The 17336-nt window shown below is 72.4% G+C and carries 15 protein-coding genes; 7 read left to right on the top strand and 8 right to left on the bottom strand.

The features are described from left to right. Positions 1 to 63: 63 nt before the first annotated feature. Positions 64 to 330, bottom strand: coding sequence for a hypothetical protein (locus ACZ79I_RS18040; RefSeq protein ID WP_471498539.1), 267 nt, complete (start codon positions 328 to 330; stop codon positions 64 to 66). 173 nt (positions 331 to 503) lie between these two features. On the opposite strand from ACZ79I_RS18040, the gene ACZ79I_RS18035 reads away from it, so the two are divergent. Next, positions 504 to 887 (top strand): cold-shock protein, encoded by a 384-nt coding sequence (locus ACZ79I_RS18035; protein ID WP_181868159.1) that lies wholly within the window; start codon positions 504 to 506, stop codon positions 885 to 887. A 15-nt stretch (positions 888 to 902) separates the two neighbouring features. Here ACZ79I_RS18035 and ACZ79I_RS18030 read toward each other — a convergent pair whose 3' ends face one another. The 4 genes from ACZ79I_RS18030 to ACZ79I_RS18015 all read right to left on the bottom strand — a co-directional run bounded on the left by ACZ79I_RS18030 (position 903) and on the right by ACZ79I_RS18015 (position 5118). Further along, the gene (locus ACZ79I_RS18030; protein ID WP_471498538.1) at positions 903 to 1814 is read right to left on the bottom strand and encodes a 1,4-dihydroxy-6-naphthoate synthase; all 912 of its coding nucleotides are present in this window, start codon (positions 1812 to 1814) and stop codon (positions 903 to 905) included. Further along, entirely contained in the window at positions 1811 to 2497 is a 687-nt protein-coding gene (locus tag ACZ79I_RS18025) for a futalosine hydrolase (RefSeq protein ID WP_471498537.1), read from the bottom strand. The genes ACZ79I_RS18030 and ACZ79I_RS18025 overlap by 4 nt, the downstream gene beginning before the upstream one ends. 32 nt (positions 2498 to 2529) lie before the next feature. Next, positions 2530 to 2991: a DUF2771 domain-containing protein gene (locus ACZ79I_RS18020; RefSeq protein WP_471498536.1), complete on the bottom strand. Its 462-nt coding sequence runs from the start codon at positions 2989 to 2991 to the stop codon at positions 2530 to 2532. A gap of 696 nt (positions 2992 to 3687) precedes the next feature. Next, the gene (locus tag ACZ79I_RS18015) at positions 3688 to 5118 is read right to left on the bottom strand and encodes an MFS transporter (RefSeq protein ID WP_471498535.1); all 1431 of its coding nucleotides are present in this window, start codon (positions 5116 to 5118) and stop codon (positions 3688 to 3690) included. A 400-nt stretch (positions 5119 to 5518) separates the two neighbouring features. Between ACZ79I_RS18015 and ACZ79I_RS18010 the strand changes: the two genes are divergently transcribed. The 4 genes from ACZ79I_RS18010 to ACZ79I_RS17995 all read left to right on the top strand — a co-directional run bounded on the left by ACZ79I_RS18010 (position 5519) and on the right by ACZ79I_RS17995 (position 11903). Continuing rightward, positions 5519 to 6445 carry a DUF3027 domain-containing protein gene (locus ACZ79I_RS18010; protein ID WP_471498534.1) on the top strand — a complete coding sequence of 309 codons (927 nt, stop codon included), beginning with the start codon at positions 5519 to 5521 and terminating at the stop codon, positions 6443 to 6445. A gap of 125 nt (positions 6446 to 6570) precedes the next feature. Further along, entirely contained in the window at positions 6571 to 9747 is a 3177-nt protein-coding gene (locus ACZ79I_RS18005) for a sacsin N-terminal ATP-binding-like domain-containing protein (RefSeq protein ID WP_471498533.1), read from the top strand. Positions 9748 to 9914: 167 nt separating this feature from the next. Continuing rightward, the gene (locus ACZ79I_RS18000; RefSeq protein ID WP_471498532.1) at positions 9915 to 10754 is read left to right on the top strand and encodes a DUF5707 domain-containing protein; all 840 of its coding nucleotides are present in this window, start codon (positions 9915 to 9917) and stop codon (positions 10752 to 10754) included. A 213-nt stretch (positions 10755 to 10967) separates the two neighbouring features. Next, positions 10968 to 11903 carry a hypothetical protein gene (locus ACZ79I_RS17995; protein WP_471498531.1) on the top strand — a complete coding sequence of 312 codons (936 nt, stop codon included), beginning with the start codon at positions 10968 to 10970 and terminating at the stop codon, positions 11901 to 11903. A 68-nt stretch (positions 11904 to 11971) separates the two neighbouring features. Here the strand turns inward: ACZ79I_RS17995 and ACZ79I_RS17990 are convergent, their stop codons facing one another. Together ACZ79I_RS17990 and ACZ79I_RS17985 are read right to left on the bottom strand one after the other, a co-directional pair. Further along, complete coding sequence (locus tag ACZ79I_RS17990; RefSeq protein WP_471498530.1) at positions 11972 to 14365, bottom strand: HAD-IC family P-type ATPase; 2394 nt, start codon at positions 14363 to 14365, stop codon at positions 11972 to 11974. A gap of 116 nt (positions 14366 to 14481) precedes the next feature. Beyond that, the gene (locus tag ACZ79I_RS17985) at positions 14482 to 14766 is read right to left on the bottom strand and encodes a DUF2530 domain-containing protein (RefSeq protein WP_471498529.1); all 285 of its coding nucleotides are present in this window, start codon (positions 14764 to 14766) and stop codon (positions 14482 to 14484) included. Positions 14767 to 15029: 263 nt separating this feature from the next. On the opposite strand from ACZ79I_RS17985, the gene ACZ79I_RS17980 reads away from it, so the two are divergent. Beyond that, positions 15030 to 16481 (top strand): NCS2 family permease, encoded by a 1452-nt coding sequence (locus tag ACZ79I_RS17980; RefSeq protein ID WP_471498528.1) that lies wholly within the window; start codon positions 15030 to 15032, stop codon positions 16479 to 16481. A gap of 74 nt (positions 16482 to 16555) precedes the next feature. Here ACZ79I_RS17980 and ACZ79I_RS17975 read toward each other — a convergent pair whose 3' ends face one another. Continuing rightward, the gene (locus ACZ79I_RS17975; protein WP_471498527.1) at positions 16556 to 16738 is read right to left on the bottom strand and encodes a ribbon-helix-helix protein, CopG family; all 183 of its coding nucleotides are present in this window, start codon (positions 16736 to 16738) and stop codon (positions 16556 to 16558) included. Positions 16739 to 16874: 136 nt separating this feature from the next. Here ACZ79I_RS17975 and ACZ79I_RS17970 point away from each other — a divergent pair, with 136 nt between their 5' ends. Further along, positions 16875 to 17312 carry a MarR family winged helix-turn-helix transcriptional regulator gene (locus ACZ79I_RS17970; RefSeq protein ID WP_471498526.1) on the top strand — a complete coding sequence of 146 codons (438 nt, stop codon included), beginning with the start codon at positions 16875 to 16877 and terminating at the stop codon, positions 17310 to 17312. Positions 17313 to 17336 lie beyond the last annotated feature (24 nt).

The following is a 17336-nucleotide window of genomic DNA, read 5'->3' as shown; positions in this document are numbered from 1 at the left end:
TACGCCGTCGCGGGCGGCGCCCCGGGGCCGTCGGGAACAGGCCAACGCCTCCGGGGCGGGCGGCTATGCGCGGGTCTGCGGTGAGCGGGGCGCGCGCGCCCGCCTGCGGCCCTCCGCGATCGACTGGAGCATCCCCGCCCCGGCCATCAGGAAGCCGAGCCCCATGAGCATGCTCAGCCCGAACATGTACGACGGGAAAGGTTTCGTCCCGAGCAGCAGCGGGGCCACCGTGACCAAAGTGGCGGCCGCTCCGACGAAGAAGACGATCGCACCGGCACGGATCAGCCAGTCGCCGGCCGCGGGGGAATTCGCTTGGGTTTTGTCACGCACCGGACCAGGGTAGTTCCCAGCGCGAGGAACAACTCGGCGACGTCTTGTCACCGGCCCCCGGACCATTAGCCTTGGTACCGGCGGGTCCGCGCGGCCCGCTGTAGTTCTGTCCGGGCGGTTTCCCGGGCGCTTTGCAGACGCAGTTTCCGACGAGTACGAGGACGAGGACGGACGTGCCTACCGGCAAGGTCAAGTGGTTCAACAGCGAGAAGGGCTTCGGCTTTCTCTCCCGCGACGACGGCGGCGACGTCTTCGTCCATTCCTCGGTTCTCCCCGCCGGAGTCGATTCGCTCAAGCCGGGACAGCGCGTGGAGTTCGGGGTCGTCGCCGGCCAGCGGGGCGACCAGGCGCTGTCGGTCACCCTTCTGGAGCCGACCCCCTCGGTCGCGGCCGCGCAGCGCAGGAAGCCGGACGAACTGGCATCCATCGTCCAGGACCTGACGACCCTTCTGGAGAACATCACCCCGATGCTGGAGAAGGGCCGCTATCCCGACAAGGCGTCCGGCAAGAAGATCGCGGGCCTGCTGCGGGCGGTCGCCGACCAGCTGGACGTCTGACCCCGGTCGTCAGGGTCAGGGGAAGACGAGCGCGTCCGGACCGAGGGGCGGCAGCAGCCCCTCGGCCGCCGCGCGCGTGAGCAGCCCACGGACCGCCGCGTAGCCGTCCTCGCCCAGCTCGGCCGTGAACTCGTTGACGTACAGCCCGATGTGCTGGTCCGCCACCGCCGGGTCCATCTCCTGCGCGTGTTCCATGACGTACGGGCGCGACGCCCCGGGGTCGTCCCAGGCCGCCCGTACGGAGGCGCGGGTGGACTCGGCGAGCAGCTTCAGCGTGTCCGCGCCCAGCGACCGCCTGGCGATGATCGCGCCCAGCGGAATCGGCAGGCCGGTGGTCCCCTCCCAGTGCTCGCCCATGTCGGCGAGCTTGTGCAGCCCGTAGTTCCGGTAGGTGAACCGCGCCTCGTGGATGACGAGCCCCGCGTCGACCTTCCCGTCCCGCACGGCCGGCATGATCTCGTGGAACGGCATGACGACGACCTCGCCGACGCCGCCCGCCCGTCTCCCACCACCACCCTCAACCGAGGGCCCTGCGGGCCCGCCCCGCTCGATTCCAACCGTGTCCGCGGCCCAGAGGCGGAAGAGCAGGTACGCCGTCGACTTCTCGCTCGGCACGGCGACCGTCCGGCCGGTCAGCGCGGTCTCCGGCTCCCGGGTGAGCACCAGCGGGCCGCAGCCCCGGCCCAGCGCGCCGCCGCACGGCAGCAGCGCGTACTCGTCGAGGACGTAGGGCAGGACGGCGTACGACACCTTCAGGATGTCGGACTCGCCGCGCTCGGCCATTCCGTTGGTGACGTCGATGTCGGCGAAGGTGACATCCAGCGCGGGCGCGCCCGGGATGCGGCCGTGGGCCCAGGCGTCGAAGACGAAGGTGTCGTTGGGGCAGGGGGAGTAGGCGATCTGCAGGGGCTCACCGGATGCGGTCATGTCTGTTTCCAACTCTCCAGCAGGGGTGCGAGCTTCCCGAAGCCCTCGGTGAGCGTGGTGAGGGCGTCCCCGATCCGCCAGGCGGCGCGGTCGCGCGGGCCGACGGGGTTGGAGACGGCACGGACCTCCACGACCGGGACACCGTGCGCTGCGGCCGCCTCGGCGACCCCGAACCCCTCCATGGCCTCGGCGAGCGCGCGCGGATGCCGGGCGCGCAGCGCGGCGGCGCGTTCGGCGCTGCCGGTCACGGTGGAGACGGTGAGTACGGCCCCGGTGAGTCCACCGGTCGCGGCGGCGATCTCCCGTACGAGTGGTGTGGGCGGCTCGTGGTTGACGGTCCCGAAACCGAGTTCGGTGACGGGCAGGAAACCCTCCGCGGTCTCGGCGCCGAGATCGGCGGCCACGATGTCGTCGGCGACGACGAGCGCGCCGACGGGCGCGTCCGGCGCGAAGCCGCCCGCGATGCCCGTGGAGACGACCAGGCCGTAGGGGGCGCCCGCGAGGGCGGCGGCGGTGAGCGCGGAGGCGGTGGAGGCGGCGGCGAGGGCGGGGCCCACGCCGGCGGCGACGAGATCGAGGGCGCCGGTGCGGTGCACGACCGCCCCGGGGAGGCGGACCTCGGTGGCCGGGGTCGTGAACGCCCTGGCCACCGCGTCCCGTTCCACGGGCACCGCGGTGGCCACCAGGATCCGTCCCCGGGCTTGCGACCGCGTGGTCAGGACTCCTTCTTCAGCTTGAAGGTCCACAGGCCCGTCACCGTGTTCTCGCCCGCCTTGACGGACACCAGGGTGGAGTCGCCGCTCGCCCCGTACTGCGCGTTGAAGAACACGCTGCCCGGGATCGTGCGGTAGGTCTTCTTGCTGGCGTCGGTCAGGGGCTGGCCGTTCATCAGGATCGTCCAGCCCTTGTCCGCGATCTCCGGGTCCACGCCGAAGCGGACCGTCTCATCGGGATCGACCTTGATCGACTTGATGTCCTTCGACTTCAGGCACTTCGCCAGCTGCGGGCTCGGCACCGTCTTGCCGTCGTTGTAGCAGTCGGTCTCGGAGCTCACCGAGTTCCTGCCGACCGTGATGGTCGCCAGCGGCGTCGGCTTCTCACAGGCGGACAACAGCAGAAGTCCGGCGGAAACGGCGCCGAGGGCGGCTACGGCGCGTCGGGAACGCAGTGCGGTCATGGCCGAAGGCTATCGGGCACCCTCAGCCGGCCCCCCACGTGGGGGGCACGACGTGCCGCGCACTCGTGCGATCAGGTGCCGCGCGGGCGGCCTGCTCGTCTGCGCCCGGTTCGGCCCCGCCCGCGGCCTGGTCGGCTCGGCGGCGGCGGTCACGTCCCCCGCGCCCGGGCCGCACGACCCGCTCGGCCGGCCCAGCCGCTCACCGCCGGTCGGCCATGGCCGGATCCGGTGGCTGGTGGCGGGCCGGTCCCGGGAGGTGCTGGTTGGTCGCGGCCGGCCGGATCGCGTGCGGCCGGGGTCTGGTGGCTTGTGGCCGGTCGGGTCGGTTGCGGCCGGGTCTGCGGGCCTGTGGCCGGTCTGGTCGTGCCGGTCGGCCATGGCCGGATCCGGTGGCTGGTGGCGGGCCGGTCCCGGGAGGTGCTGGCTGGTCAGGAGGTGCTGGTTGCGCGGCCTGTCGGATCGCGTGCGGCCGGGGTCTGGTGGCTTGTGGCCGGTCGGGTCGGTTGCGGCCGGGGCTGCCGGCCCCTGGCCGGTCTGGCCGTCTGCGGCTGGTCGGCTGTCTGCGGCTGGTCGGCAGGCTGTCTGCGGCCGGTCGGCAGGCCGTCCGTGGCCGGTGCCGGCCGCTCGCCGCCGGTCCGGGGTGCCGGCGCCCCGCCGCCCGCCACGTCACCGAGGACGGGCGGATGCCGAGGGCGGTCAGGCCACCCGCGGGTGGGGCGCGCCGCCCCGGCGGGCCGAGGCCAGGAGGCCCCGTACCGTCGTGAGCCAGCCCGAGGCCACGATCGCGGCCCCCACCGCTAGGCCCAGCACCCCGTTCAGAGGCAGGGCGATGCCGATCGCACCGCCCAGCACCCACGCCATCTGCAGCAGCGTCTCGGACCGCGCGAACGCCGATGTCCGCACCAGCTCCGGAACGTCCCGCTGGATCAGCGCGTCCAGCGACAGCTTGGCGAGCGCCTGCGCGAACCCGGCGATCCCGGCCAGGCACGTCACCAGGAAGAAACCGTAGAAGGCCGCCGCGGTGATCGCCGCCCCCAGCACGATCGCCACGACCGTCACGATGATCACTTCGGGGGCGCGCGACTTCAGCCAGGCCCCGACGGCCGTGCCCAGCGCGTTGCCCGCGCCCGCCGCGACGCCCACGATGCCCAGCGACACCGCCGCGCTCCCGCCGGCGAGCGGATGCTCCCGCAGCAGGAAGGCGAGGAAGAAGATCAGGAAACCGGACAGGCCGCGCAGCGCGGCGTTGGCGGCCAGCGCGTGCGTCACGGCGGGGCCGACCGTCCGCAGCCCGGGCCGCCGCAGGGCCGTCCTGCGGTGCGGACCGTGCAGGTGCTCGGCGTCCGCGGCGAGCAGCGCGGTGTCCTCGCCCCGGGCGGAGTCGACCTTCGGCGGCAGCGAGAACGACAGGAACGTGCCCACGGCGAAGAGCACGAACGCGCCGTACAGCGGCCAGCTCGGCCCGATCGCGTGCAGGCCGGCGCCGACGGGGGCGGCCACCCCGGTGGCGAGCAGCCCGCCGAGGGTGACCCGGGAGTTGGCCTTCACGAGCGAGAAGCGGGGCGGCAGGAGCCGTGGCACCACGGCACTGCGGACGACGCCGTATGCCTTGGACGCGACCAGGACGCCGAGCGCGGCCGGGTACAGCTCCAGACCGCCGGTGGCGACAGCGCCGGACAGCAGCAGGGCGAGCAGGGCCCGGGCCAGCATGGCGCCGGCCATCGCGGCACGGCGGCCGTGCGGCAGGCGGTCGAGGAGCGGGCCGATCACCGGCGCGAGGAGCGCGAACGGGGCCAGGGTGATGGCGAGGTAGAGCGCGACGCGGCCGCGGGCCTCGGCGGTCGGCACGGAGAAGAAGACGGTGGAGGCCAGGGCCACGGTGATCATCACATCGCCGGCGCCGTTCACGGCGTGCAGTTCGATCAGTTTGCCGAGGCCGGACTCGCCGGCGCCGTGCGCGTGCGTGGCCCTGCGGATCCCGCGGGCCGTACCGGTGACGGGCAGCCGCAGGGCACGGCCGACCGCGCGGACGGACCCGCCCAGCCGGCCCGGACCGCCGCCACTTCGGCTGCGCCCCTTGGCCCGGCCGATCCCGGCGGTCCCATGGGGCGACCTTGCGGTTGCCACCCCGCCATAGTGCCCCGAGAACGGCGGGGGTAGTGCGGTTACCGCGCGTACGGGGCCGAGTGGTGTCGTACGGGGGCCAACAGGGGAAGGCGCGGAACCGGCCAACGGCGCCGGACGGGCCGGATACGCCCGCGACACCGGCCCGGCGCCGCGGTGCCGCGCCGGTATCCGGGACAGCCAGCGCCTCGGTGTGGGCCCCGGGGCCCGGAGAAGGTAGCGTGCGTAGCGCGCCGTGGCGGTTGTTCTCGGCCGCGCGCCTCACAGCCATCCCGCAGAATGGATGTGTAGGTGTGCCCGAGCGCGATCGGGCGCGGACGTCGACGCGGCCCTCCGGTCCGCTCCGTCCGCATCCCCGCCGAGCAGGGCGCACCCGTGACGGCGTAGGAGAGAAGCGATACCTGTGAGCGCAGCGACAACGCGAAGCCGCACCCCCGACCGCCTGTGCGCCGAGGCCGTCGACCTCGCCCGCGCCGCCGCCGAGGAGGCGGCCGCGCCCGGCATCGTCGGCGAGCACGCCGGGATGGTGTCGGAGGGCGACCGCGTTGTCACGCACTTCTTCGAGTGCAAGGAGCTGGGCTACCGGGGCTGGCGCTGGGCGGTGACGGTCGTCCGGGCGTCCCGGGCGAAGGTGGTCACGCTCGACGAGACGGTGCTCGTGCCCGGCCCGGACGCGCTGCTCGCGCCGGAGTGGGTGCCGTGGAGCGAGCGGCTGCGCCCCGGGGACATGGGCCCGGGCGACCTGTTGCCGACGGACGCCGAGGACCTGCGCCTGGAGCCGGGCTTCTCGGGCGAGGAGGAGCCGCCGCCGAACGCCGCCGTGTCGGGCGAGATGGCGGAGCTCGTCGAGGCGGAGGACGCGGAGGTGACCGCCGGGGTGCCGGCGAGCCTGCCGCTCGCGCCGTCGCGCGGCTCGATCGCGGCGGTGGCGGAGGAGCTGGGCATGCGCCGCGCCCGGGTCCTGTCCCGCTACGGGCTGCATGTCGCCGCCGACCGCTGGGAGGACGCCTACGGGGCGAAGACGCCGATGGCGCAGGCGGCGCCCGCGTCCTGCGTCAGCTGCGGCTTCCTGATGCCGATCGGGGGCTCCCTCGGGCAGGCGTTCGGGGTGTGCGCCAACGAGTTCTCGCCCGCGGACGGCCGCATGGTCTCCCTGGCCTACGGCTGCGGCGGCCACTCGGAGGCGGCGGTGATGCCGAAGACACCGCGGCCCGCCCCGCCGGTGATCGACGAGACGAGGGTGGAGCCGTTCCCGCTGCGGCCCTCCCCGGACTCCGGTTCGGTGCCGCCGGTGGCGGACGAGGCGACGGCGGAGCTGGGTCACTCGTAGGGAGCGTGGTAGCGGCGGCTCGTCATCGGCTCGTCATGGAGGTTCCCCGGCGGAGCCTTCCCCACGCTGTGGCCGTCCCGGCGCACGGTACCTTCGTCCCGCAGCGCTGAGAGGGAGAGTGAACCGTGAGCAAGTTCGTGCGGCCGGCGGCCGAGGGCGATCCGTTCGGGACGGCGCGGCTGCGGCGCGGCGTGCTGGACGCCTGGGCCACCAGCCCGGCCCGGTTCCGGGAGGACGCCAACGCCGAGGAGGACCTCGTCCTCGGCGGCTACCGCGACCGGCTGGTCGTCGAGCTCGCGCAGAACGCCGCCGACGCGGCCGCCCGGGCGAAGGTGACCGGCCGGCTCCGGCTCACCCTGCGCGACGGCGTACTCGTCGCCGCCAACACCGGCGCCCCGCTCGACGCGGCGGGTGTCGAGTCGCTGTCGACCCTGCGGGCCTCCGCCAAGCGCGACACCCGCGAGCACACCCACGCCGTCGGACGCTTCGGTGTCGGCTTCGCGGCCGTCCTCGCCGTCAGCGACGAGCCCGCCGTCGTGGGCCGGCACGGCGGTGTCCGCTGGTCGCTGGCCGAGGCCCGTGAATTGGCCACCGAGACCGCCCTGCACAGCCCCGGCCTCGGCGACGAGATCCGCCGCCGCGACGGGCACGTACCGCTGCTGCGGCTGCCGTTCGCCGCCGAGGGCACCGCCCCGGACCCGTACGACACCGTCGTCATCCTCCCGCTGCGCGACGCCGCCGCCGGGGACCTCGCCGAGCGGCTGCTGGGCGCCGTCGACGACGCCCTGCTGCTGGCCCTGCCCGGCCTTGAGGAGGTCGTCGTCGAGATCGGCGAGGAGCCGCCGCGCACCCTGCGCCGCCGCACCGACGGCCCCGACACCGTCATCGAGGACTCCATCCCCCACTCTCGGCTTCGCTCGAGCGGGGGGACCCCCACGAGCGGGGGGACCCCCATCGGCACCACCCGCTGGCGCACGGTCTCCCACCAGGGGCCCCTCACCCCGGACCTGCTCGCCGACCGCCCGGTCGAGGAGCGGCTGCGCCCCCACTGGTCCGTCACCTGGGCCGTGCCCGTCGACGCCGACGGCACACCGGTCCGGCCGCGCACCGCACCGGTCGTGCACGCCCCCACCCCCAGCGACGAGGAACTCGGCGTGCCCGCCCTGCTGATCGCCTCGTTCCCGCTGGACACCAGCCGCCGCCGCGCCGCCCCCGGTCCGCTCACCGGCTTCCTGGTGGAGCGCGCGGCCGACGCGTACGCCGAACTCCTGGCCGCCTGGCGCCCGGTGACGCCCGGCATCATCGACCTGGTGCCCGGTCCGCTGGGCAGGGGCGAGCTGGACGGCGCGCTGCGCCGGGCCGTCCTCGACCGGCTGCCGCGCACCGCCTTCCTGCCGCCCGCGGTCGACGCCGGCGACGACGCGAGCCTGCCGGAGGTGCTGCGCCCGCGGGAGGCGGAGATCGTCGAGGGGGCCGGCGCGGAGACCGTGCGCGTCCTCGCCGAGGTGCTGCCCAGCCTGCTGCCGGCGGGTCTCGAACGCCGCGCCGAACTGCGGACGCTGGGCGTCGCCCGGCTGCCGCTGGCGGAGGCGATCGACCGGCTGGCGGGGCTGGAGAAGGAGCCCGGCTGGTGGTGGCGGCTCTACGACAGCCTCGCCGGGGTCGACCCCGACCGGCTGTCCGGGCTGCCGGTGCCGCTCGCCGACGGCCGTACGACCATCGGGCCCCGGCAGGTCCTGCTGCCGACCTTCGACGGGCCGCCGGTGACCTCCGAGGCGCTGGCCCGGCTCGGGCTCAAGGTCGCCCATGCCGACGGCGCCCACCCCCTCCTGGAGAAGCTCGGCGCCCTGCCGGCGACCCCGCGCGCCGTCCTGACCACCCCGCAGGTGCGGGCCGCCGTCGCCGCCTCGCTGGAGGACGAAGGCCCCGGCTGGGACCAGGAGGGCCTGGACGCCGAGGAACTGGCGGACACCGTGCTCGCCCTCGTGCGCGAGGCGGGGCTCGAACCGGGCGACGAGCCGTGGCTCGGCGCCCTCGCACTGCCCGACGAGGACGGTGAACTCGCGCCCGCCGGTGAACTCGTCCTTCCCGCATCCCCCTTCGCGAGCGTCATGCGCGAGGGCGAACTCGCCTTCGTGGACGGCGACCTGGCCGAACGCTGGGGTGAACAGCCGCTCGCCGCCTGCGGTGTGCTCGCGAACTTCGCCCTGGTGCGGGCCACCGACGTCGTCCTCGACCCGGACGAACTGGAGCCGCGCGACTCGGACTTCGCGGAGCCCGACGACGCCGGGCTGCTCGACGCCGTCGACGTGTGGTGCGAGGACGTCCTCGACCGGCTGCCCGACACTCCGGTGCCACCGGTGGCGACCGAGATCGTCGCCGTGCGCGACCTGGACCTCGTCGACGACGACCGCTGGCCGGGGGCCCTCGCCCTCCTGTCGCAGCCGCCGCTGCGGGACGCGCTCACCCAGCCCGTGCGGATCCTGCTGCCGGACGGCACCCACGAGGTCGTACGGCCCTACACCGCCTGGTGGCTGCGGGGCCATCCCGTGCTCGACGGCCGGCGGCCCGCCGGCCTGCGGGCCGCCGGCGGCGATCCGCTGCTGCACGGCCTGTACGACGAGGCCGACGCCACCGGCTTCGACGACGAGCAGGTGCTGCACGCCCTCGGGGTGCGGACGTCCGTGGCCGCCCTGCTCGACGAGCCCGGTGGCGCCGCCGAGCTGCTGGACCGGCTCGCCGACCCGGAGCGGCAAGTCTCGGCGGCTCAGCTCCACGCCCTGTACGGAGCACTGGCCGAGCTGGACCCGGAACAGGTGACCCTGCCGGACGAACTGCGCGCGGTCGTCGACGGCCGGGTGACGGTGGTGGACGCCGCCGGCGCCGTGGTCGTCGACTCGCCGGACCTGCTGCCCTTCACCGAGGGCCTTCCGCTGCTGCCGGTGCGTCCCGCGCGGGCCGCCGACCTCGCCGAACTGTTCCAGGTGCGGCGGCTGAGCGAGTCGGTGACGGGGGAGGTGACCTCCGAGGGCGCCGAGCACGACGTACCGGAGCCGGTCCGGATCCTGCTCGGGCCCGCCACCCCCGAGTGGTACGTGGAACACGAGGAACTCGTCGTCGACGGCGTGGAGATCGACTGGCGTCTCACGTCGGACGGCGTCCTGCACGCCGCCACCCTGGAGGGCGTCGCGGCGGGACTGGCCTGGGCGGCGGGCCAGTGGCCGCGCCGCTTCGAGGTCGCCGCACTGCTGGAAGACCCGTCCCGTACCGAGGAGCTGGCCCGGGACCGCTGGTTCGACTGAGCCCCGGGCGCCGCAAAACCCGCCTTCGAAAAAACTTCACACCGCCCTACAACTGTTCACATTCGCCGCGGGTCTTGTCGGTGGAGTCAGCGGACTCCACCGACCAGACCGGGCACCGCGGAAGCCTCAGAGCCGCCCCGGGTGCCCCTGCGAACGTGGGGAAACACATGCGCATTCGTGCCTCTGCCGCCGTTGTGACCGGCGCCTTGGCCCTTACCGCCCTCGCCGTTCCGGCCGCGCAGGCGGCCGGAACGCCGGGCGTCGGCTCGCTCGCCCAGAGCGTTCGGCCGAACACGGCGAAGTCGCCCGCCGACGAAGGCCAGGGCGACACCACGATCTCCAACGTCGTCGTCAACGGCGGCAAGGCGATCGTGCTCGGTACCACCACCAAGAAGACCTTCACGGTCACCTTCACCGCCGGCGACGACTCGGGCATCAGGTCGGCGCTCGCGGTGCTGTGGCACGGGCCGACCATGGACAACCTCGACGGCGGCATGGTGCCCAACGAGGACACGGCCACCTGCACCACGGTCAACAGCACCACGGTGAACTGCAAGGAGACCTTCACCGTCGACGCGCGCTACGACGTGTTCAACGCGCTGGCGGGCACCTGGAAGACGTGGGTGCTCGCACAGGGCAAGGACGGCGACTACGTCCAGAAGGACAACGCCAGGAGCTTCCTCGTCCAGCGCGCCTCCCAGCTGACCGCCGACGCCTCGCCCGAGCCGGTGAAGAAGGGCAAGACCATCACCGTCACCGGCAAGCTCTCCCGCGCCAACTGGGAGACGGGCAAGTACGCCGGTTACTCCGGCCAGTCGGTGAAGCTGCAGTTCCGCAAGAAGGGCAGCAGCACCTACAGCACGGTCAAGACCATCAAGACGAACAGCACGGGCAACCTGAAGACCACCGTCAAGGCGTCCGCCGACGGCTACTACCGCTACTCGTTCGCGGGTACGTCGACGACCCCGGGCGTGAGCGCCGCGGGCGACTTCGTCGACGTGAAGTGACCTGAGGCAAGCGGCCGTTCGGTCCCCGTGCCCCCGACCGGGTCGCGGGGACCGTGCCCGCGGGCCCGAACGGTCACGCGGCGGCAAAGAGATCAGAGCCCGTACAACCATTCTTTCCGGTCACGGATCTGATCACCCGAGGCAACTGACTCATCGACACCGGGCCCCACGTGAAGCCAACTTGTGGGCCCCTTTCTCCACTTGGGGAACGCAATGCGCATTCGTGCCACCGTGGCCGCCGTCACCGGCGCCCTGGCTCTCTCCGCCTTCGCCGTCCCGGCCGCCCAGGCCGCGGACCCCGCCCCGTCGTTCGGCGCGGGCGCCGCGAAGGTCCTCCAGGCGGCCCACGCCGCCTCCGGCAAGACCGCGTTCGGCGCCACCTCGGCCGCCACCGCCGCCGACGGCCAGCCCTACGCGCTGAACGTCAACTTCTCCAACCTCAAGATCGGCAAGGCGTACAAGGTCGGCACCACCTACCACGTCGCCGTCCCCGTGTCGTACACCCTGACGCACGGCGCGGACGTCGACATCACCGCGGCCGACTTCGACAACGGCCCGTTCCTCTACAAGGGCTCCTACGACACCCCGAGCAACATGCTGTTCGGCGACGACCCGGCCACCTGCACCGCCACCTCGTCGACGACCGCCACCTGCAAGGGCAACGTCGACATCTACCCCGACTACGGCGACCTCATGAACGCCGACGCGGGCACCTGGCACGTCGGCGCCCTCGCCATCGCGTGGAACGGCCAGGACCCGGCCAGCAGCAGCTTCGACGTCACCAAGGTCGGCGTCGCCGACCAGGGCGGCCTCGGCACCACGCTGATCCAGCGCTACTCCAGGCTGACGGTCAACGCCGGCCCGGAGCCGGTGAAGAAGGGCAAGACCCTGACGGCCACGGGCAAGCTGTCCCGCGCCAACTGGGAGGACAACAAGTACCACGGCTACACGAACCAGCCGGTGAAGCTGCAGTTCCGCAAGAAGGGCACGAGCACGTACAGCACCGTCAAGACGGTGTACTCGGACAAGTACGGCAACGTGAAGGCGACCACCACCGCGAAGTACGACGGCTACTGGCGCTTCAGCTTCGCCGGCACCACGACGACCCCGGCGGTGAACGCCACGGGCGACTACGTCGACGTGCAGTAATCAGTAATCCCGCAGAAACAGGCGACCGACGCGGTGCCCGCCAGGCACCGCGTCTTCGCGTCTCCGCGTCAAGCGGGGAAACGGCGGTCGACCCAGGTCCACAGGAACTCCAGGACGACCGACGCCGCCGCCGCGATGCCCACCGCCATCCACGGGACCGTCACCCCGACCAGCTTCAGCGCGAAGAAGTGCTGCAGCGAGGGGACGACCAGGACCAGCAGGAACGCCGCGCCCATCGAGGTCACCAGGGCGATCCGCCACCAGGTGTAGGGGCGCGCGATGATCGCCAGCACCCAGAGGGTGATCAGGAAGAGGGTGAGCGTCGCGGCGCTGGTCTCCGCGTCCAGGGCGCCCGGTCCGGTGTAGGAGTGGCGGGCGATCAGGTACGTGGCGAAGGTGGCGAGCGCGGCCACCACCCCGCCGGGGACGGAGTAACGCATCACCCGCCGGACGAAGTGGGGTTGCGCGCGTTCCGTGTTGGGGGCCAGCGCCAGGAAGAAGGCCGGGACGCCGATCGTCAGGGTGGACAGCAGCGTCAGGTGCCGGGGCAGGAAGGGGTACTCCACCTGCCAGCACACCACCAGCACGGCCAGCAGGACCGAGTACACCGTCTTCACCAGGAACAGCGTGGCGACCCGGGTGATGTTGCCGATCACCCGCCGGCCCTCGCCGACCACCGACGGCAGCGTCGCGAAGCTGTTGTCGAGCAGCACGATCTGGGCCACGGCCCGGGTCGCCTCCGAGCCCGAACCCATCGAGACGCCGATGTCGGCGTCCTTGAGCGCGAGCACGTCGTTGACGCCGTCGCCGGTCATCGCCACGGTGTGCCCGCCCGACTGCAGCGCGCCCACCATGTCCCGCTTCTGCTGGGGCGTGACCCGCCCGAACACGGTGCCCTTGTCCAGCGACTTCGCCATCTCGGCCTGGTTCGGGGGAAGGCGGCGGGCGTCCATGACGTCGCCGACGATGCCGAGCTTCGCGGCCACCGCGCCCACGGACACCGCGTTGTCGCCGGAGATCACCTTGGCGTGCACGTTCTGCTGGGCGAAGTAGCGCAGGGTGTCGGCGGCGTCCGGGCGCAGCCGCTGTTCCAGGACGACCAGGGCGGCGGGCCGGGCGCCGTCCTTGACCTGGGCGTCGTCCAGGTCCCGGGTGGCGCGGGCCAGGAGCAGCACCCGCAGCCCCTGTTCGTTGAGCCGCTCGGTCTCGGTCAGGGCGGGGTCGTCCGGGTTGAGCAGGACGTCCGGGGCGCCCAGGAGCCATGTGCTGGACTCGCCGTCGCCCTCGCTGAAGGACGCGCCGCTGTACTTGCGCGAGGAGGAGAAGGGCAGTGACTCGATGCAGCGCCAGTCCCCGTTGTCCGGGTAGGCGTCGATGATCGCCTGGAGGGAGGCGTTGGGGCGGGGATCCGACTCGCCGAGCGCGCCCAGCACCTTCCGTATGCGTGTCTCGTCGGCGCCCTGGAGCGGCCGCAGTTCGGTGACGTCCATCCCGCCCTCGGTGAGCGTGCCCGTCTTGTCCAGGCAGACGGTGTCGACGCGGGCGAGTCCCTCGATGGCGGGCAGTTCCTGGACGAGGACCTGCTTGCGCCCCAGCCGGATGACGCCGATGGCGAAGGCCACGGACGTCAGCAGCACGAGTCCCTCCGGGACCATGGGCACGATGCCGCCGACGGTGCGGGCGACGGAGTCCTTGAAGCCGTGCTGCTTGACCCACAGCTGGCTGATGACCAGGCCCACCGCGGTCGGGACCATCATCCACGTCACGTACTTGAGGATCGTGGAGATGCCGGTGCGCAGCTCGGAGTGGACGAGCGTGAAGCGGGTCGCCTCCTCGGCGAGCTGGGCGGCGTAGGCTTCGCGGCCCACCTTGGTCGCCTTGAAGGCGCCGCCCCCCGCGACGACGAAGCTGCCGGACATGACGGGGGCGCCGGGCCGTTTGGCGACGGGGTCGGCCTCGCCGGTCAGCAGCGACTCGTCGATCTCGAGCCCGTCCGTCTCGACACAGATCCCGTCGACCACGACCTTGTCGCCCGGTCCGACCTCGATGACGTCGTCCAGCACGATCTCCGACGTGCCGACCTCGACGGCGACCCCGTCCCTGCGCACCGTCGGCCGTGCCTCGCCGATCACCGCGAGGGAGTCCAGGGTCTTCTTGGCGCGCCACTCCTGGATGATGCCGATACCGGTGTTGGCGATGATCACGTACCCGAACAGGCTGTCCTGGAACGGCGCCACGAACAGCATGATCAGCCAGAGCACACCGATGATCGCGTTGAAGCGGGTGAAGACGTTCGCGCGGACGATCTCGCCCAGGGAGCGACTGCTGCGGACGGGAACGTCGTTGACGTCACCGTGGGCGACCCGCTCGGCCACCTCGGCGGCGGTCAGTCCTCGTGTCTGCCCGGGTGGCGCGGCGGGATGCACGGGATCGAGCCCGGCGCCCGCGTCGATGTGCGTCATGCATCCGACGGTACGTGCGGACATACACCCGCACCCGCCGAGCGTCCCAAAGATCCGACCAGGGGAGGACGGGTCTCGTGCGGCGGTAGTACGCGGGCGGCGCCCCGCCGTGCCGGCTACTCGGCGGAGGGGACCTTTCCGCCGGCGGCGCGTCCGACGGCCGCGTCGCGTCTGATCGCCGCGTCGCGCCTGCGCACGTACCAGATGCCGATGCAGCCGAGCCCGGCGCCGGCCAGGCAGGTCCACAGCCACCAGGTGTGCCCGTGGCCGGCGAACCAGCCGTAGAACGGGAGCTGGACCAGGAAGAGGACGAACCAGAGGATCGTGCCGCCGGTGATGGTGGCGACCACGGGGCCCTCAAGGGGCTCCGGCGCCTCGTGCCTGGGGGTCCACTTCGCCATGGGCACAGCTTACGAGGGGCTCCCACTGGGGTGGTGGTGCCCCCGCGAGACCTTGCATATCAAGGTGGAGACGGGTGTCTACGCGCGGAGATAGCGATTTGCGGGTCGTCTGTTCATACTGAAACAAGTCGAGTCCGGCCGCTTATGTCCGTACGAAACGCCAACAGTGCGCAGGGGGAGCCTGCCGGCGATCGGGCGAAGGCGGGACTCGATCACGTCTGTCCGAACCCCCGCACAGATCTCCCGCACTCTTGAGGTCCCGCATGCCCACCTCGGCCCCCGCCAAGGCCACCGCCCCCCAGCAGCCGGGCACCCGGCCCGCCTCCGGCCCCCTCGACCGCTACTTCAGGATCTCCGAGCGCGGCAGCACGCTGTCGCGTGAGATCCGGGGCGGTTTCGCCACCTTCTTCGCGATGGCCTACATCATCGTGCTGAACCCGATCATCCTCGGCAGCGCGAAGGACCTGTACGGGCACCAGCTCGACCACGGTCAGCTGGTCACCGCGACCGCCGTGACAGCCGCCTTCACCACCCTGCTCATGGGCGTGATCGGCAACGTCCCGATCGCCCTCGCCGCCGGTCTCGGCGTGAACACGGTCGTCGCCCTGCAGCTCGCCCCGCGCATGTCTTGGCCGGACGCGATGGGCATGGTGGTCCTCGCCGGCTTCGCGGTGATGCTGCTGGTCGCCACCGGTCTGCGCGAGCGCGTGATGAACGCCGTCCCGCTGGGCCTGCGCAAGGGCATCTCGATCGGCATCGGCCTGTTCATCATGCTGATCGGTCTGGTCGACTCCGGCTTCGTCACCCGTATCCCCGACGTCGCCCACACCACGGTCCCGCTCCAGCTCGGCGCCGACGGCCATCTGACCGGCTGGCCGGTGCTGGTCTTCGTCCTCGGCGCGCTGCTCACCTTCGCGCTGATCGTCCGCAAGGTGCCGGGCGCGATCCTGATCTCGATCGTCGCGATGACGGTCCTCGGACTGGTCCTGAACAGCGTCGCGAAGATCCCCTCCTGGGGCCTGACCACCCCGAAGTGGCCCGGCAACCCGGTCGCCGGCCCCGACTTCGGCCTGATCGGCAAGGTCAGCCTGTTCGGCGGCTTCGGCAAGGTCGGTGTGCTGACCGGGATCCTGTTCGTCTTCACCGTCCTGCTGTCGTGCTTCTTCGACGCGATGGGCACGATCATGGGCATCGGCGACGAGGCCAGGCTGACCGACGCCGAGGGCACCATGCCCGGCATCAACAAGGTCCTGTTCGTCGACGGCATCGCCGTGGCGGCGGGCGGCGCGAGCTCCTCCTCGGCCACCACCTGCTTCGTGGAGTCCACGGCGGGCGTCGGCGAGGGCGCCCGCACGGGCTTCGCGAACGTCGTCACCGGCGCCCTCTTCACGGCGGCCCTCTTCCTCACGCCGGTCGCCACGATGGTCCCGTCCCAGGCGGCCACCCCCGCCCTGGTCGCGGTCGGCTTCCTGATCCTGTCCAACTCCGTCAAGGAGATCGACTGGGCGGACCACACGATCGCGATCCCGGCCTTCGTGACGATGCTGATGATGCCGTTCACGTACTCGATCACGAACGGCATCGGCATGGGCTTCATCGCCTTCGTGATCCTGCGCCTGGCCGCCGGGCGGGGCCGGGAGGTGCCGGTCCCGATGTACGTGGTGTCGGCGGTCTTCGCGTTCTACTACCTGATGCCGGCGCTGGGCCTGACCTGATCCGGCGGGGCGTGCCACCCCCGGCGGAACGGAGCGCCGGAGTCAGGGAGCGCCGGAGTCAGGGAGCGCCGGAGTCAGGTGACCCCGTAGAACCTCTCCGTCTCCTCGACGGCGGCCTGGATCCGCTCGTCGAAGTCATCCCGAATGAGCGTCCGGACGACGTAGTCCTGGACGCTCATTCCCCTTTTCGCGGCGTGCTGCCGGAGCCGTTCGAGCAGCTCCCCGTCTATCCGCACGCTGAGCACGCTTGTCCCCATGCGTACGAGGGTCGCCGGACCCCGCCGGCCGGCGCGTCACGTTCCCCCACCGGATCACTCGTACGGGTGATGTATGTCATGGGGCGGGAGCCCGGCGACTGGTCCTTAGCGAAAGTAATGAGTTATCCTAAAGAGCATGGCTGATCTGAACCATGGCGACGACGCCGCCGCCGTGAACGCCCTCCGCTCCTCCGTGATGCGCCTGTCGCGCCGGCTCAAGCACCAGCGGGTCGACGAGTCGCTGAGCCCGACCGAGATGTCGGTGCTGGGCACCCTGGCCCGCTGCGGCTCCGCCACACCGGGAGAGCTCGCCCGCAAGGAGCACGTCCAGCCGCCCTCGATGACCCGCATCGTGGCGCTGCTGGAGAGCAAGGGGCTGGTCAGCCTCGAACCGCACCCCGAGGACCGGCGCCAGAAGGTGGTCACCCAGACCGAGCGGGCCGAGGCGATGCTCGAGCAGAGCCGCCGCAAGCGGAACGCATGGCTGGCCGGGCTCGTCGAGGGCCTGGACGAGGACGAGTGGGCGACACTGCGCGCCGCCGCCCCCGTGCTGGAGAAACTCGCGCACCTGTGACCGGGGCGCACCGTGACAGACGCG

It is taken from the genome of Streptomyces sp. PSU-S4-23 (assembly GCF_055632315.1).
This window is presented reverse-complemented; position numbering and strand designations above follow the sequence as displayed.

What these genes read in the sequence shown, in the direction of transcription:
- ACZ79I_RS18020 (WP_471498536.1), bottom strand. Translation starts at nt 2,991, where the DNA reads ATGACCGCACTGCGTTCCCGACGCGCCGTAGCCGCCCTCGGCGCCGTT.
- ACZ79I_RS17985 (WP_471498529.1), bottom strand. Translation starts at nt 14,766, where the DNA reads ATGGCGAAGTGGACCCCCAGGCACGAGGCGCCGGAGCCCCTTGAGGGC.
- ACZ79I_RS17990 (WP_471498530.1), bottom strand. Translation starts at nt 14,365, where the DNA reads ATGACGCACATCGACGCGGGCGCCGGGCTCGATCCCGTGCATCCCGCC.
- ACZ79I_RS17970 (WP_471498526.1), top strand. Translation starts at nt 16,875, where the DNA reads ATGGCTGATCTGAACCATGGCGACGACGCCGCCGCCGTGAACGCCCTC.
- ACZ79I_RS18030 (WP_471498538.1), bottom strand. Translation starts at nt 1,814, where the DNA reads ATGACCGCATCCGGTGAGCCCCTGCAGATCGCCTACTCCCCCTGCCCC.
- ACZ79I_RS17980 (WP_471498528.1), top strand. Translation starts at nt 15,030, where the DNA reads ATGCCCACCTCGGCCCCCGCCAAGGCCACCGCCCCCCAGCAGCCGGGC.
- ACZ79I_RS18000 (WP_471498532.1), top strand. Translation starts at nt 9,915, where the DNA reads ATGCGCATTCGTGCCTCTGCCGCCGTTGTGACCGGCGCCTTGGCCCTT.
- ACZ79I_RS17995 (WP_471498531.1), top strand. Translation starts at nt 10,968, where the DNA reads ATGCGCATTCGTGCCACCGTGGCCGCCGTCACCGGCGCCCTGGCTCTC.
- ACZ79I_RS17975 (WP_471498527.1), bottom strand. Translation starts at nt 16,738, where the DNA reads ATGGGGACAAGCGTGCTCAGCGTGCGGATAGACGGGGAGCTGCTCGAA.